Raw genomic sequence first — 15,952 nt, 5'->3', positions numbered from 1 at the left:
TGAGACAGTACTGGTTTCCGTGCTTGCCGGGGTCGATCTCGCAGGGCTGAAGCGGGTGTTTCCCCGCGCGGGCGGCATTGCGCGGTTCATGCCGAATCTGGCGGTTGCCTTGCGCAAATCCCCCAATGCATTGGCCGCCTCGGGGCTGGATGATGCGCAGCGGGAAGAGCTGACCCGGCTTGCGGAGGCGCTCGGCAGCGCGGAATGGCTGGAGGATGAAAGCCAGTTCAACCTCGTCACTGCGCTCGCCGGTTCGGGGCCGGGGTTCGTTTTCCGGTTCATCGACGCGCTGGCTGGCGGCGCGGCGGAGCTGGGGCTGGACCGCGCGCAGGCCGACCGCCTGGCTCTCGCGATGGTGGAAGGTGCGAGCGCGCTTGCGGCTTCGTCGGAGCATTCCCCGGCAGAACTAGCTCGCCGCGTCGCGAGCAAGGGCGGGATGACTCAGAAGGGTCTCGATGTGCTCGATGACGGCGCGGCCTTGCAGAATTTGCTTCAGCAATGCCTGCGCGCCGCGCGCGATCGGGGCGCGGAAATGGCGGAAATGGCCGCAGACAAGGGTTAAGTTTCGCCTTAGTTTCTGTGCGCCCGCGTGGTGGACCGATATTGTCCGGTTTTACTTGAAAATTGCCGCGCTTACCCCGATATTGCGCCCAGAACCGGTATCGGAACGGTGCCGGAAAAGGAGTAAATATCACAATGGCAGATTGGAAAGATCCCCGCACCGCACGGACGGGTTTCGGAACGTCTCCAAACCTGACGGGTGAAGTCGCGGGCCGCGAGATATTCGACGCAGGGCTGCGCAAGCACATGCTGTCGATTTACAATTACATGGCTTCGGGCGTGCTGCTGACGGGTATTGTTTCACTACTTTTTGCACAGTCCGGATTGACGGAAAGTGTGCTGCTGAGTGGCGGGATTTTGAGCTGGATCATCATGCTCGCTCCGCTCGGTTTCGTACTGGCGATGAGCTTTGGACAAAATAAGTTTAGCACTGCCGGCCTGCAGGGGATGTTCTGGGGCTTTGCGGTGGCCATGGGCCTTTCGCTATCCTATATTTTCATTGTTTATGAAATCGGTTCGATCACAGCGACCTTTTTCGCTACCGCGGGGGCCTTTGCGGGCCTGAGTCTGTTCGGTTACACTACCAAGAAGAATCTGTCCGGCATGGGCACTTTTTTGATTATGGGTGTGTTCGGGCTGATCATAGCAATGCTGTTGAACTCCCTTGTGTTTGAATCGCAGGGTTTCGATCTGGCGATTAGCTTCCTCGGCGTGCTGATTTTCGCAGGCCTGACGGCCTATGATACACAGCGGTTGAAGCGCGAATATCTCGCCATCCAGAATGCCAAGGTAACCAATCCGGCGATCGCTCAAGCATATCCCATGGGCAAGTTGGTCGTAATGGGCGCACTCAGCTTGTATCTTGATTTCATCAACATGTTCCTGTTCCTGCTGCGGTTCATGGGTTCGCGCGAGTGATCCCTGGCCGCTGGCGGAATGCTGGCGGATTCAACTGACCGCATACAGGACTCGTCCTGACGATGCCCGGAGTGCCTGATGCACTCCGGGCATTTTCTTTGTCTGCGCGCGGCGTTACACATCAGCCTCTGACGATACCGGATTAAGCGCAGCGAAAGGCTCCGCACGGTAGCGTATCGAAAACAAGGGGGTCCGGCCATGATACCGGACATGCAGGAGAGCCGCGCTTAATGTCCGAACCGAGCCAGCCACCAATTCGCATCCTCGTACTGGCCTTGGGGCTGGCCGCGCTGGCCGCGTGCGCTACGCCGCCGCCACCACCGCCTCCTCCGCCCCCACCTCCGCCGCCAGTTCAGGTAATCATTCCCGCACGGCCTACTCCGCCCAGCGGTGCCGTGTCCTTGATGGCAATACCCGCGGTTGGCGCGGATGGCATTCGGCAGACGGTGAATTACAACATCACGCCGGAACAGACCGTGTGGAACCTGCGCTCTGCCCTCAATGTCGCAGCGCTGAATTGCCGGGATACCCAGCACGCGACCATATTGCCCGCCTACGCATCGCTGCTCGACCGCAACAAGCGGGAATTGGCGACGGTCAACCGGGAAGTGACCAAGCAGTTCCGGGATCGCTACGGTTCGCAGGGCCAGACCGCTCAGGATAATTACATGACCCAGGTCTATAATTATTTCGCGTTGCCCCCCGCGATCGATGAGTTCTGCAACGTGGCCACCAGAGTTGCTGCGGAGTCGCTGCTGGTGGCTCCGGCCGATCTCAAGACGTTCGCCGTCCGCGGCCTTCAGTCCCTGGAAGCGGTGTTCGAGGATTTTTACCGGTCCTATGAGCAATACCGGGTCAATGTGGCGATGTGGGATGCGCGCTACGGCCCGCCCCAGCCTGTCAATCCGGCGTCGTACACGGGGCCGGCCTATTACACCCCTGCCGATCAGGGCTTTGGCCCGGAAGTGCGCGGCGAGCCGGTGTTCATTTCGGAACCCGTGGTGGAACGCCCGGATACGGCCCCCACCGCAGTGCCGACGGCGGAGATAATTGCTGCGCCGGCGAGAGTGGAAGCCGGCCCGACTGTCGTTCCATCTGTGTTTGCCGATTCCGCAACAACACCGGCGGCCACCGATGTTCCGGAACCCGGGGTGTCACAAACCGCCGCTCTGGCATCTGATCCGGTCTTTGTGTCCAATCCGGTGGTTGCCCCGATACCCGGCGAAGGCGACTGACGATGCTGCGCGCCCGCCAGAGGCAATAACAGGACTCGTGCGATCGGGCGGGAACCTCTAAGGGGCGACCATGCATTTTCTCGATCAAGCCAAGATTTTCCTCCGTTCCGGCGCGGGCGGCCCCGGTGCCGTCAGCTTCCGGCGTGAAAAATACATCGAATATGGCGGCCCCGACGGAGGCAGCGGCGGCAAGGGCGGGGACATTGTGTTCCGCGCCGTGCAGGGCCTCAACACGCTGATCGACTTTCGTTATTCGCAGCATTTCAAGGCCAAGCGCGGAACCCACGGCATGGGCCGTGACCGGACCGGCGCGGGCGCAGACCCGCTGGTGATCGAAGTGCCGGTCGGCACGCAGATCCTGTCGGAAGACAAGGAAGATGTGCTCGCCGATTTCACCGAGGTCGGCCAGGAAATCACCTTTCTCGAAGGCGGGATGGGCGGGCGCGGCAATGCCAGCTTCAAGAGTTCCACCAATCGCGCCCCGCGCCAGCATCAGCCGGGTGAAGCGGGCCAGGAAATGTGGGTCTGGCTGAGGCTCAAGCTGCTGGCCGATGTTGGCCTGCTCGGCCTTCCCAATGCCGGCAAATCGACCTTCATCAACGCGGTTTCAAATGCGCAGGCGAAGGTCGGCGCTTACGCCTTCACCACGCTGGTCCCGAAGCTCGGTGTCGTGCGCCACAAGAACCGCGAGTTCGTGATAGCCGATATTCCCGGCCTGATCGAGGGTGCGGCAGAGGGTGCGGGCATCGGGGACCGCTTCCTCGGCCATATCGAACGCTGCCGGGTGCTGATCCATCTGGTCGACATCACGGGTGATGATCCCGCCGAGGCGATGCAGATCGTCGACGCCGAACTGGCAGCATACGGCGCGGGGCTGGAGGACAAGGTGCAGCTTATCGCGCTCAACAAGGTCGACCTGGCGGATGAGGAATTGGTCGAAGGATTTGCCAAAGAATTGCGCGCGGCGGGTGCTGACAAGGTTTTCGCCCTGTCCGGCGCGACCGGGCACGGTGTGCAAGACCTGCTCGACGCGGTGCTGCAGCATCTGCCAGGCCGCACAGCGACCGAAACCAAGGGCCGGGAGGAGGAAGACACCTCCGAAGCAGCGCCCTGGTCTCCGCTGTAATGTCACCGCACTGAGGTGATGCGTTCGGCGGGACTTCTATTCGTTCGCGCCAGCCGCTAACGCCCTGCCGATGGCCATTACGCAGCTTCACCAATTGTCCGATCCGGCCGCCACCAAACGGCTGGTGATCAAGGTCGGTTCCGCGCTGCTGGTTGGCGCGAATGGCCAGCCGCGGCTTGACTGGTTGAACGGTTTGGTCGCGGAAGTAGCCGCCCTGCAGGCTGGCGGGCAGCAAGTGGTGCTGGTCAGTTCGGGCGCGATTGCCTTGGGCGCGGCACGTATGGGGCTGGCCAAAGGGGGGCGCGGCAGTCTGGCCGATGCGCAGGCCGCGGCATCGGTGGGGCAGATCGCGCTGGCCGGAATGTGGTCGCGGCTGCTGGAGCAGCACGGGCTCAGCGCAGCGCAAATGCTGGTGACGCTCGGCGATCTGGAGGATCGGCGGCGCTACCTCAACGCCTCATCGACACTCGCACGGCTGCTCGCGGCAGGCATCGTCCCGGTCGTGAACGAGAACGACAGCGTTGCGACCGAGGAAATCCGTTTCGGCGATAACGACCGCCTCGCCGCACGGGTGGCGCAAGCGGCGGGGGCGGACGCGGTGCTGCTGCTGTCCGATGTGGACGGGTTGTATGACCGCAATCCGTCTGACCCTGCGGCGGTCCTTCTGGGCCGGGTGGACGGCGTGACCGATGAAATCCGGGCCATGGCCGACAGCGGTTCGGCATCCGGGCTTGGTTCGGGCGGGATGATCTCGAAATTGCAGGCCGCCGAGATTGCCGAGCGGGCCGGAATCGCGCTGGCGATCATCAACGGCACCCGGGACCGCCCAATCCAAACGGCACTGGATGCCGGGCGGGGAACGCTGTTCGTGCCGCAGCGGCGCGATGGGGGCCGCAAGGCGTGGCTCGGCGGACGGATCGATCTGCGCGGGACGCTGGTGGTTGACAGCGGATGCGGCGATGCGCTGGCGAGGGGTTCCAGCCTGCTCGCCGCCGGGATTACCGCCGTCGAGGGTGACTTTGCCCGCGGCGATGTGGTGAGTATCGCGGGTGCGGAGGGACGTATTCTGGCGCAGGGGCTGGCGGAATATTCCGCCGCCGAATGCCGCGCGATCATGGGAGTTCGGGAAAGCGGGCAGGCGGGAAGGCTCGGCTACGCGCCGCGCCCGGCGGTAATTCACCGCGATCACATGGTGCTGTTGTGAAAATTGCCGTTACCGGCGGCACCGGCTTTGTCGGGCAGGCGGTTCTGGACTTGATGCAGCAGCGCGGGGCGGCGGCGCGGGTGCTTGCACGTACCGTGCCCGAAGACCGGCAAGATATCGAATGGGTGGCGGGCAATCTCGGCGACACAGCCGCCTTGGACCGGCTGTTGGCGGGGGCGGACGCGGTGCTTCATATTGCCGGCCTTACCAATACACCCGACCCCGCAAACTTCACGGCCGCCAATGTCGCCGGGACCGCTGCGGTCCTGGCAGCGGCCAAACGGGCCGGGGTCGAGCGGTGCGTCTTCGTGTCCTCGCTGTCGGCGCGCGAGGCGTCGTTGTCGGCCTATGGCGCGTCCAAGGCTCAGGCGGAGGATCTGGTTGCCAGGAGCGGCCTCGACTGGACGATCGTCAGGCCGCCAGCCGTGTACGGGCCGCGGGACAAGGACATGTTTGAACTGTTCAAGAGCGCCCGGCTGGGTTTCATCCCCTTGCCACCGGGCGGGGCGACATCATTGATCCATGTGGACGATCTGGCGCGCCTGCTTATTGCCCTGCTGCCGTCCTCGCCGCGGGTTCGCCATCAGCTGTTCGAGCCTGATGACGGACGCGAGGGCGGCTGGTCGCACAAGGAAATGGCCGCTGCCATCGGTGATGCCGTCGGCCGCCGAGTAGTCGCCCCGCATTTGCCCAGGTCGGTGTTGCTAGGCGCGGCCCGATTAGACCGGTTGTTGAGGGGCAACGCTGCCAAGCTGACAGCAGACCGGGTTGGCTATATGTGCCACCCGAACTGGGTAGTCCGGTCCGACAGATCCGTTCCGGCGGATGTCTGGACACCCTCGATAGCCACTCAGGATGGACTCAAATCGACCGCGGAATGGTACCGTCAGCAGGGCTGGTTGTGACTCAGAACGCCGGTTCGTATCCCGGCGGCAGGTCATCGTCATCAGTAGGTGAATGGATGCCGCATTCGGTCTTTTCCCAGCCCTTCCACCGGCCCGAACGCGGATCCTCGCCCGGCGCGACCTTGCTGGTGCAGGGCGCGCAGCCGATCGAGGGATAGCCTGCTTCCACAAGTGGGTGGCGGGGCAGATCGTGTGCTTCGAAATAGGCTTGGATATCTTCGCCGCTCCAGTCGATCAGCGGGTTGATTTTTAGCCGCCCCTGCGCATCGGATGTATCCACTTCGAACCGCGGCAGGTTTGCCCGGGTGGAGGACTGGAACGCCTTGCGCCCGGTGATCGTGGCGTCGAAGCCGGATAGCGCGCTAGCCAGCGGCAGCACCTTGCGAATGTCGCAGCAGCCATCGGGATCGTAGGACCAGCGCAGCCCGGTTTCGTCTTTGGCCGCCAGCGTCGCAGGATCGGGCACTAGATTGCGCAGCCCCGTCAGGCCGAGCTGCCTTGCCAGCGTATCGCGATAGACGAGCGTTTCGGGAAAATGCTTGCCTGTTTCCAGGAACAGCACCGGCAAGGATGGATCGACAGTCGCAACCAGGTGCAGCAAAACAGCGCTTTCCGCGCCGAAGCTCGATACTGTGGCAAGTTCACCGACCAGCCCGTCCTCGATCACGCTGCGCAGCATTTCGAGTGTATCGCGCCCGCGGAACATACGGTTGAGGCGAATGGCGTCGGACTCGCTGAATCGCGGTGCTGTATCGATGCGGTCACGGACGCGGGCGATTGTTGAAGGGGGCACGGCACCCGGATCGGCTTCAGCCATGCCGCAGATTCCAGATCGGCACCCGCCCATCGGTGGTCGCTTGATAGACTTCCGGCCAGCGGGACAGCGCGTTTTCGACATCGCCCGGATCCAGCGGCTGATCGGGCTGGAACGCGTCGAACCCGCAGCGTTTCATATGGCTGATCTGGTCAACCAGCACATCGCCCACAGCGCGCAGTTCGCCGGTGTAACCCGCTTCACGCAGGATACGTGCCGCAGAATAGCCGCGGCCATCGCCAAAGGCCGGGAAGTTCACTTCCACTAGCCGAAGCCGATCGAGGAACGGCAGCAGTGCGCGCGCGTCTTCACCTGGTTCGATCCGAACGGCGAGCGCGTTGGTCTGATCTGTGAAGGCCTCGACCGTCACCGCCGGGTCGGAAACCGGCGCATCATCGCGGAAGCGGAGCGTGCTAGGCATGGGATGTTCTCGTAACGGGCGTTGCGCCAGCGTGCTTCGACAAGCTCAGCACAAGCGGATATTTCTGGAATTCATCCCCAACACCGCTCATCCTGAGCCTGTCGAAGGATTTCGCACAAGAGTTGAAATCAACCATATAGCGCCTCCTTGAAGGGTTCCATGCCGATGCGGCGGTAGGTGTCGAGGAAACGCTCCCCGTCCTTGCGCTGCGCCAGATAGACATCGACGGAGGTCTCCACCGCGTCGACGATGCCAGCTTCGTCAAACCCGCGGCCGGTGATCTTGCCCAGCGAAGTATCTTCCGCCTCGCTCCCGCCGAGCGACAATTGGTAATTCTCGACGCCCTTCTTGTCGACGCCAAGGATACCGATATGGCCCGCGTGATGATGCCCACAGGCGTTGATGCAGCCGGAGATTTTCAGTTTCAATTCGCCGAGGATTTCGCCCTTGCCATTGGCTGCGAAGCGCTGCGAAATCTGCTGCGCGATCGGGATCGAGCGGGCGTTGGCGAGGCTGCAGTAATCGAGCCCGGGGCAGGCGATGATGTCGCCGACCTGGTCCAGATTGGGCGTGCCCAGACCGGCGGCGTCCAGTTTCTGCCATAGGGCGAACAAATCGGCCTTACGGACGTGGGGTAGCACGATGTTCTGGGTGTGCGTCACGCGGCATTCGTCGAAACTGTATTGCTCGGCCAGATCGGCCATCAGCCGCATCTGGTCCGCCGTGGCATCGCCCGGAATGCCGCCCACCGGCTTCAGGCTGATCACCGCGCTGACATAACCCGGTGCCTTGTGCGGATGGGTGTTCCGATCACTCCAGACCGCGAATTCGGGGTCCGAACGATCAAGTTCATCCGCGGCATCGGCAACGAATGCCGGGTCTTCGAAATAGGTGCGAATCCGTTCCAGCTCGGCAAAGGGAGGTTCGATATTCTGCGCCAGCAGCAGCGCGAATTCTTCCTCGACCTGACGGGTGTATTCCTCCGCGCCCAGTTCGTGCACCAGGATCTTGATCCGCGCCTTGTACTTGTTGTCGCGCCGCCCGTAGCGGTTGTAGACCCGCAGGCAGGCTTCGGCATAGGTGATCAACTGATCCAGCGGGACGAAACCGTTGATCAGCGGGGCAATCATCGGGGTGCGGCCCATGCCGCCGCCGACATAGAACGCCGCGCCCAATTCGCCTGCATCATTGCGGACAATGTTGATCCCGATGTCGTGTAGCCGCATCGCCGCGCGGTCGGTCTCGCTGGCGATCACTGCGAATTTGAACTTGCGCGGCAGATAGCTGAATTCCGGGTGGAAACTGGACCATTGGCGAAGCAGTTCGGCATAGGGGCGGGGATCGACGACCTCGTCCGCCGCCGCGCCGGCGAAATGGTCCGAGCTGATGTTGCGGATGCAATTGCCGCTGGTCTGGATGGCGTGCATTTCCACTTTGGCGAGCGCGGCCAGAATGTCGGGCGCTTCTTCCAGCTTGATCCAGTTGTACTGGATATTCTGGCGGGTGGTGAAATGGCCGTATTTGCGGTCGAATGTGTCGGCAATGTTGCCCAGAGTACGCATCTGCGCCCCGCTCAGCGTGCCGTAGGGGATCGCCACCCGCAGCATATAGGCGTGGAGCTGGAGATAAAGCCCGTTCATCAGCCGCAGTGGCTTGAACTGGTCTTCGGTCAGCTTTCCTTCGATCCGCCGCTGGCACTGGTCGCGGAATTCCGCCACCCGCGCATCGACCATCGCCTGATCCCATTGGTCATATTTATACATCAGATTACCTCGCGGACCGCGTTCGGATCGCCTGGTTTGAGAGTGAGATCGGGGCGCACCGTGGGGCCGAGGCCGCGGATGCGGTCCTTGATATGGGCCGGGCGCACGCCGCTGGCGGTCATTTCCGCATCGATGGCATAGGCCGCATTGACCCGGCGGGCCGCTTCCTCGCGGGCGAGGATGGCGTCGCCGTCTTCCCCGACATCCACCGCCTCGCCGACATGGAGCGACCAGTCGGAGCCATCCCACCAGGTGACCGCACCGGTCTTGAGGTCATTTCCGGTAAGAATCTTCACGCCGTAGCTTCCTGCGCAATATGGGCCAGCTGGATATTCGTGCGGGCGGTTACTTCTCCGATGACGATCAGCGCAGGGCTGACCACCTGTTCATCCGCGACCAGGTCGGGCAAGCCCGCCAGCACCCCGCGCAGCACCCGCATTTCGGGACGGGCGGCATTTTCGATGATCGCGACTGGCATATCCGGAGCGAGGCCATCGGCCATGAGCTTTTCAGCGATTTGCGGCGCGGTTTTCACGCCCATATAGATCACCAGCGTGCGGCCCTTTCCGGCCAGCCCAGCCCAATCCTGTTCGGAGAGCCCCTTGCATTGGCCCGCCACGAAGCTGACAATGCTCGCCGCGTCACGGTGGGTGAGGGCGATCTGCGCGGCGGCCGCTGCTCCATTGGCGGCGCTGATTCCCGGCACCACCACCACCGGCACACCGGCAGCGCGGCAATCCTCCACCTCTTCGCCGCCGCGCCCGAAAATGAACGGATCGCCGCCTTTCAAACGGACGACGTCCCGGCCCGCGAGCGCTTCGCGGATGAGCAAGGCGTTGATTTCTTCCTGCGGGACTGTGTGTTTCGAACGCTGCTTGGCAACGGAAATCAGTACCGCGTCACCGCGTGCCATGGCCAGAATTGCAGGATCGACCAGCCCGTCATGAACGATCAGCCGCGCAGACTGCAGCAGCCGCGCAGCGCGCAGCGTCAACAGGTCGGGATCACCCGGCCCCGCGCCCACCAGATAGACTGTTCCAATATTCTCCATGCTGCGTAAATGGCCGCACAAAGCGCCAGCCGCCAGCGAGAATGGATTTCCGACCGGCTAGAAAACGTATCAGCGGGCCGCCGATGCCCGCAACCTCAGGTCTTGCGATCCTCCAGCCGTTGTCCGATGGCCGCGATCAGTTGCTCGAATTGTTCGTTGTTGCGCAGATTGATGTCGCGCTGGGGGAATGGGATTTCGATGCCCTGTTCCTGGAACAGGTCCCAAAGTTTCTTCAGGACTTCCGATTTCACATTGCCGATGCCCGCCTCCGGGTCGGTGATCCAGCAGTGGATGATGAAGTTCACGGAACTGTCGCCATACTGATCGAGCCACACCGTAGGCGGCGGGCTTTTCAGCACCCGCTTGCACGCAGCGGCGGCTTCCAGCATCAGCTTTTCGGCCTGCTTGATGTCGCAATTATAGGATACCCCGACCGGCACCTGCATCCGCACCTGCTTGGACGAATAGGACCAGTTTTCCACCTGGTTGATCATCAGATTTTCGTTCGGGATCAGATATTCCTTCTGATCGCGGGTGGTAATGGAGACGGCCCGAATACCGATCTTCCGGATCTGTCCAAAGGTCGCAAGGCCGCTCTGATCGGCTACTGCGATCACATCGCCCGGCTTGATCGAACGGTCCATCAGCAGGATTATTCCGGCAATCAGATTGCCGAAGGTCTTCTGCAAACCGAAACCGACCGCCAGGCCGAAGGCACCGGAAAATACCGCCAGGGCCGTCAGGTCGATGCCCAGCAGATCGATACCCAGCAGGATGGCGATTACCCAGACGCCGACGGTAATCAGCTTTTCCGCGAGCAGCCGCTGGGTAACGTCCAGCTTGGTGATCCGCTTCAGCATACTTTGGAGCAGCTTGCTGATGAAGAACGCTGCGGTCACCACGCCAACGATGACCAGGACGACCACGAAGGCGTCCCACACCGATACTCGCATTTCGCCGACGCTGAGCGCCATGCTGTCGAGAGTGTTGGCCATGTCGCCGACGAAATTGCTTCGGTCGGCCACCGCGTCCTTGATCCCTTCCGCCGCCGAAACCGGCTGTGTCGGGGTCGCGACAGGCACCGGGTCCACGGTCGGTGTGGAAGCGGGCGTCGCGGTCGGCGTCACGGCCGCACCGGGCGCGGCTTCTGCGGGAATTTCGGCCGTTACAGTCATGTCTGCTCCATTGCGGCAAAGCCCTGTTCAAGGTCGGCAATCAGGTCGGCGGCGTCCTCCAGCCCGATGGACAGGCGAATTCCGTATCGGTCACCGCTTTCCCACTGCGAGGGCGGCCAGGCGCTGCCGGTGCGAATGCTTGCCGGATCGATCGGAATGGCGAGGCTTTCGAATCCGCCCCAGCTGAAACCGATACCGAACAGTTCGAGCGCATCGATCAGCCGCGCCCGAGCTGCTTCACTTTGTCCCTTGAGGATAAAGCTGAACAGGCCGCAGCTGCCGGAAAAGTCGCGTCGCCACAATTCATATCCGGGCGCGCCGGGCAGGAACGGACAAAGTACATGGGCAACATCGCTGCGCCCCGCCAGCCACTGCGCCACTTCCAGTGCGGTGGCGGCCGAACGCTCCAGCCGCAGCCCAATGGTGCGCAGCCCGCGCAGCGCCAGTGCCGCGTCATCGGGCGACACCACCTGGCCCAATGCCTGCGCAGTCTGGCGCAATTTGCGGTACAGCGGCGCTTTCGCCGATGAACTGCCCATCATCAGGTCGGAATGGCCGCCCACGTGTTTGGTAAGCGACATGATCGCGATGTCGCAGCCATGCTCCAGCGCGGGAAAGCCCAGCGGCGTTGCCCAGGTGTTATCGATCAGGCTGACCGCGCCCTTCTCGCGCGCGATGACGGTGAGGGCGGGGACATCCTGTACTTCCATCGTCAGGCTGCCCGGGCTTTCAAGCAGCACCGCCCGGGTCCGCTCGCAGAACTGGCCTACAAAGCCGGCGACGTCGAGCGGATCGAAAAAGCGTGCTTCCACGCCAAGTTGGCCCAGCAGACCGGTCGCCATCGTGCGGCTGGGCTCATAGGCGTTGTCCGTCACCAGCAGCACATCGCCGGGCCTCAGCACCGCCATCAGCGACCCGGCAATCGCGGCCACGCCGCTTGGGTAGAGCACGGTTCCTTCCGCGCCCGGTTCCAGGCCGGTAAGCGCATCGGCGAGCGCCCACTGGGTGGGCGATCCGCGGCGGCCGTAGAAAAAGTCACCGTCCCGATTGCGCTTCACCTGCTCTTTCAGGGACGCGACATCGGGGTAGAGATGAGTGCTGCCGCGCCAGATCGGGGGATTGACCACCGCCCCGGTCCATTCGGGCTTCCGTCCGGCGGCGACCAGCCTGGTGCCATGCCCGGTAGTCGGATCGCCCTTCGATTTCTTGCCCCCGCTCATGTTCCTCGTGCCGCTCCGGTTTCCTTGGGCGTGGCAGGATCGGCGCCCCATTCGCTCCAACTGCCATCGTACAGGGCAATATCCTCCTTGCCGAGCAGTTCGAGCGCGAACAACAGCACCGATGCGGTCACTCCGCTGCCACAGGTTCCGGTTACCGGCGCTGACAGGTCGACTCCGGCAGCCTCGAAAGCGGCGCGCAAGGCATCGCCGCGCTTGAAAGTGCCGTCTTCTTTGAGGACGTTCGGGAACGGCAGGCTCACCGCACCGGGAATATGGCCGCCCGGCAGATCGTGCACGTGATCCCCGGTCTCACCGCTGAAGCGCTGGGCATCTCGGGCATCGAGCACCTGTTCTGTCCGTCTGCCGATATTGGCGAGCATATCCGCCTTGCTGCGTACCCGGCTGCGATCATCCGTTGCGACCTTGAAATCTGAGGGGGCGGGGTCAGGTCTGCCACTTTCGACCGGCAACTCTTCCGCTTTCCATTTTCCGAATCCGCCGTCGAGGACTGCCAGATTTTCGAGGCCGAACATCCGGCAGATAAACCATGCACGGGCGCTGCTGCGCAATTTGCTGTCATCATACAGCACGACGCGGCTGCCGCGGGTAACTCCGAGATCGCGCATCCGCTGCTCGAACTGGTCGGCACGGGGCAGTGCTGCGGGCACGGGCGAGGTTCTGTCAACGAGACCCGGCAGGTCGAGAAAACGGGCACCCTTGATATGGCTGGCGGCAAATTCCGCTGCCGGATCGCGTCCTTCGCCGGGTAAATGGGCCGACGCGTCGAGAATGATCAGGTCATCATCACCGTGCGCTTCGGCGAGTTGAGCCGTGCTTACGAGTATTCCGACCTTTGCTGGATTATCCATTTTCCCGGAGTAGCGGGCATAGCGCGGTCAGTCGAGGGGGCTGGCACGCAGCGCTTAGTCCAGCGCACGGCTGCCGATCTGGTTGTATGTCTGCGGCATCTCGTCGAGGCGAAAAGGCTGCACCTTGCCACTTCCGGGCGGCTTCATCCCGATTACGAATGTCTGCGTGACCGGATCGAGCCCGTCACCCGCCACCCGCAGCCGCAGCAGCGGCACGTAAAGCGTCGCGCGGCCTTGGGCGATCGTCCGGATTTGGCCGACCGGGAGGTTGAGGGTGGCGGTCAGTTCGGCCTTCTCGCCGGCGGCTAGCGCCTGCATCGTGTCCAACGGAGCCAACTCGGTCGTGCCATCAGCCAGTTGTTCGCTCGCCGGGACCTTGCCGTGAGCCGTCACCAGATCCCCGGATATCTGCAGATTCTCGAACGCCAGCGCCGAATGGTTCTGGATGGTAATGGCGCAGGACAAGGTTGCGTTCATCATGCTGCGGCTGAGTTTCCCGGGGACCACCTGGATCGAGAATGTGCGGGTCGTGGCTGCGGCGGTGGGGCGATTGGCCGGAACCTTCGGTGGAGCCGGAGCAGGGGCAGGCGCCGGAGCTGCCTTCGGAGACGGGGCGGGATCGGTACGGCGAACAAGTGGCGGTTCAATCGGCGCGAACCCGGCGAGCGCCGTCCGCCTTCGCACGTGCCAAAGATACGCGGCACCCGCTGCCACCAACGCAGCCGCCAGCGCCAGCCACATCGACCAGTTGAACGATCCGCCCTGATCCTCCGCTATTCCGGCAATTGCGGCTTCGGGCTGGCTCTCGCCCAGCCCCGGTAAGGCCGCGGCGGTCGGCAGACTTCCGGTGGTCGGTTCGGCTGGCGTCAGGTCGAGCGGTGCCGATGCGGACGGACCGGACGAAGGAGCCTCACCCGGCGAGATCTGCCCCGGAGCCGCCCGCGCTGCCGGTGTAAACCGCCGGGTCTCCCGCGGCGTTGTGGGCGAAGGATCCGCCAGAATTGTCGGTAGCTGTCGCTGCGTTGCCGTGGGTGCCGGGGTGGGCGAGGGACGCGGCGTGCGAATCACCCGCGGCTCGATCGGGACCGGTCCTTCAATGTCCACCGGTCCCTGCACTTCGGGGGCGCTGGTTGGTGTCGGACTTGGCGCGGGAGGCAGGCGGAACCCGGCGGGCGGGGTCGCCGTCGCAGCGGGCACCGCGGCCACGGCCGCGCCCGCTAGCGCCAGGCTGCCATGCGCAAGTGCGATCGCGAGCAGGGATGAAGTCAGTCCAGAGCGCATAGTTGGAGATTGGGTCCGCAGGGATGGGGCACATAGTCGGGCCCGGCTTAATAGGGATTGAACTGGCAACATGCCACAGGTGACTTGTATCGCGCGCACGTTCGCGGCATCAGCGCGGCATGAGCGACACACCTTCCCCCGCCTTCCTAGGCAAGACGACGCCGTTGCCCGCTTCTCCGGAAGAGGCTGCGCTCGACTACGTGCCCAATCCGCGCATGGGTTCGGTTTACATGGTCCGCTTTTCCGCGCCGGAGTTCACATCGCTTTGCCCGGTAACCGGGCAGCCGGACTTTGCGCATCTGGTGATCGATTACGCGCCCGACCGGACGATAGTCGAATCGAAATCCTTGAAACTGTTTCTCGGATCGTTCCGCAACCATGCCGGTTTTCACGAGGACGTGACCGTCGGCATAGCAGAGCGGTTGGTGCGCGAAATGAAGCCGCGCTGGCTGCGCATCGGGGGCTACTGGTACCCTCGCGGGGGCATTCCGATCGACATTTTCTGGCAAACCGGCGCGCCGCCCGAGGGGTTGTGGGTGCCGGATCAGGGCGTAGCGGGCTATCGCGGCCGGGGATGATCGGAAAACTGGTGCCGGCTGGAGGATTCGAACCCCCGGCCCCCTGATTACAAATCAAGATTTATGCGGCTACTCCAGTTTACTCTGAGCTACCGCTATCCTCTGTAAGCATCAGATCCAAAACAATAAAATATGGTAACCCGTTACCGCACTCTACTCTTGAATACGTCCGATTACAGTCTGCGGTGGTTGCTATGTGGTTGCTGGAGCTGCTCTGATCGCTTATAAGGAGCGATAAATGATGCGCAGTTAGGTCCCTATGGCAAAACTTACCAAAACAAGTGTCGAAGCAGTTCCGATCCCCGCCAGTGGAGCATCGTATCTATGGGATGATCGCATTGCAGGTTTCGGTACGAAGGTGCTTCCGACTGGAACGCGTAAGTACGTTCTCAAGTACAGAAATGCAGGGGGAAGGTCGGGCCGACAGCGATGGCTTTCGCTGGGGACACATGGAGCAATTACAGTAGATCAGGCGAGGAAGCTTGCGCAGCAAGCTTCAGCCGCAGTGGCGCAAGGTGAGGATCCGCAAGCTTCGAGAGCTGCTTCGGAGGTTAGCAGCCCAAAGCTGAGTGATGCCTGGGCCCGTTTCGAAGCGGACCATTTGCCGTTGAAAAAAGCAACGACACAGAGCGACTATTATTCAACGTGGACGGATATAATTGCTCCGAAATTGGGCAGTCGCTTGATCAATGAACTGACGACACAGGAAGTCGATGCTTTGCACAAATCGATGCGCGACAGACCATATCGCGCCAATCGAATGTTATCCTTATTGTCGCGACTTTTGAACTTGTCAGAGCGTTGGGGTTGGAATGCCGTTGGCGTTAATCC

17 protein-coding genes are annotated in these 15,952 nt (G+C 62.6%); 8 read left to right on the top strand and 9 right to left on the bottom strand.

The features are described from left to right. The 6 genes from U0988_RS02885 to U0988_RS02860 all read left to right on the top strand — a co-directional run. On the top strand, positions 1-562 hold a 562-nt coding region (locus tag U0988_RS02885; protein ID WP_322291145.1), incomplete at its 5' end, for a pyrroline-5-carboxylate reductase family protein. Positions 563-696: 134 nt separating this feature from the next. Beyond that, positions 697-1,479 (top strand): Bax inhibitor-1/YccA family protein, encoded by a 783-nt coding sequence (locus U0988_RS02880; RefSeq protein ID WP_322291144.1) that lies wholly within the window; start codon positions 697-699, stop codon positions 1,477-1,479. Between the two features lie 230 nt (positions 1,480-1,709). Beyond that, positions 1,710-2,714, top strand: coding sequence for a hypothetical protein (locus U0988_RS02875; RefSeq protein WP_322291143.1), 1,005 nt, complete (start codon positions 1,710-1,712; stop codon positions 2,712-2,714). Between the two features lie 70 nt (positions 2,715-2,784). After that, positions 2,785-3,840, top strand: a complete 1,056-nt coding sequence (gene obgE, locus U0988_RS02870; protein ID WP_322291142.1) for a GTPase ObgE — start codon at positions 2,785-2,787, stop codon at positions 3,838-3,840. A gap of 70 nt (positions 3,841-3,910) precedes the next feature. Next, positions 3,911-5,044: a glutamate 5-kinase gene (proB, locus tag U0988_RS02865; protein WP_322291141.1), complete on the top strand. Its 1,134-nt coding sequence runs from the start codon at positions 3,911-3,913 to the stop codon at positions 5,042-5,044. Then, complete coding sequence (locus U0988_RS02860; protein ID WP_322291140.1) at positions 5,041-5,949, top strand: NAD-dependent epimerase/dehydratase family protein; 909 nt, start codon at positions 5,041-5,043, stop codon at positions 5,947-5,949. Before proB ends, U0988_RS02860 begins: the two co-directional genes overlap by 4 nt. 1 nt (position 5,950) lies before the next feature. On the opposite strand, the gene U0988_RS02855 is transcribed toward U0988_RS02860, so the two are convergent. The 9 genes from U0988_RS02855 to U0988_RS02815 all read right to left on the bottom strand — a co-directional run bounded on the left by U0988_RS02855 (position 5,951) and on the right by U0988_RS02815 (position 14,543). Further along, positions 5,951-6,766 carry a phosphoadenylyl-sulfate reductase gene (locus U0988_RS02855; protein ID WP_322291139.1) on the bottom strand — a complete coding sequence of 272 codons (816 nt, stop codon included), beginning with the start codon at positions 6,764-6,766 and terminating at the stop codon, positions 5,951-5,953. Further along, positions 6,759-7,184 (bottom strand): DUF934 domain-containing protein, encoded by a 426-nt coding sequence (locus tag U0988_RS02850; protein ID WP_322291138.1) that lies wholly within the window; start codon positions 7,182-7,184, stop codon positions 6,759-6,761. The genes U0988_RS02855 and U0988_RS02850 overlap by 8 nt, the downstream gene beginning before the upstream one ends. A gap of 128 nt (positions 7,185-7,312) precedes the next feature. Continuing rightward, the gene (locus U0988_RS02845) at positions 7,313-8,947 is read right to left on the bottom strand and encodes a nitrite/sulfite reductase (protein WP_322291137.1); all 1,635 of its coding nucleotides are present in this window, start codon (positions 8,945-8,947) and stop codon (positions 7,313-7,315) included. Continuing rightward, a complete protein-coding gene (locus U0988_RS02840; protein ID WP_322291136.1) occupies positions 8,947-9,243 on the bottom strand; it encodes a DUF2849 domain-containing protein in 297 nt (98 codons plus the stop codon). The genes U0988_RS02845 and U0988_RS02840 overlap by 1 nt, the downstream gene beginning before the upstream one ends. Next, positions 9,240-9,998 carry a uroporphyrinogen-III C-methyltransferase gene (gene cobA / locus U0988_RS02835; protein WP_322291135.1) on the bottom strand — a complete coding sequence of 253 codons (759 nt, stop codon included), beginning with the start codon at positions 9,996-9,998 and terminating at the stop codon, positions 9,240-9,242. The genes U0988_RS02840 and cobA overlap by 4 nt, the downstream gene beginning before the upstream one ends. Positions 9,999-10,093: 95 nt before the next feature. Then, positions 10,094-11,173, bottom strand: coding sequence for a mechanosensitive ion channel family protein (locus U0988_RS02830; RefSeq protein WP_322291134.1), 1,080 nt, complete (start codon positions 11,171-11,173; stop codon positions 10,094-10,096). Beyond that, positions 11,170-12,393 carry a cystathionine beta-lyase gene (gene metC, locus U0988_RS02825; RefSeq protein WP_322291133.1) on the bottom strand — a complete coding sequence of 408 codons (1,224 nt, stop codon included), beginning with the start codon at positions 12,391-12,393 and terminating at the stop codon, positions 11,170-11,172. Before metC ends, U0988_RS02830 begins: the two co-directional genes overlap by 4 nt. Continuing rightward, positions 12,390-13,262 carry a sulfurtransferase gene (locus tag U0988_RS02820; protein ID WP_322291132.1) on the bottom strand — a complete coding sequence of 291 codons (873 nt, stop codon included), beginning with the start codon at positions 13,260-13,262 and terminating at the stop codon, positions 12,390-12,392. Before U0988_RS02820 ends, metC begins: the two co-directional genes overlap by 4 nt. A gap of 54 nt (positions 13,263-13,316) precedes the next feature. Beyond that, positions 13,317-14,543, bottom strand: coding sequence for a hypothetical protein (locus U0988_RS02815; protein ID WP_322291131.1), 1,227 nt, complete (start codon positions 14,541-14,543; stop codon positions 13,317-13,319). Between the two features lie 119 nt (positions 14,544-14,662). Between U0988_RS02815 and queF the strand changes: the two genes are divergently transcribed. Together queF and U0988_RS02805 are read left to right on the top strand one after the other, a co-directional pair. Next, positions 14,663-15,121: a preQ(1) synthase gene (queF, locus tag U0988_RS02810; RefSeq protein WP_322291130.1), complete on the top strand. Its 459-nt coding sequence runs from the start codon at positions 14,663-14,665 to the stop codon at positions 15,119-15,121. A 259-nt stretch (positions 15,122-15,380) separates the two neighbouring features. After that, positions 15,381-15,952, top strand: a 572-nt coding sequence (locus U0988_RS02805) for an Arm DNA-binding domain-containing protein (protein WP_322291129.1), incomplete at its 3' end; no start/stop codon positions are given.

It is taken from the genome of Allopontixanthobacter sp. (assembly GCF_034376665.1).
Lineage (GTDB): Bacteria > Pseudomonadota > Alphaproteobacteria > Sphingomonadales > Sphingomonadaceae > Allopontixanthobacter.
Note: the sequence above shows the minus strand (reverse complement) of the source record. Positions and strands in the feature narration are given on the sequence as shown.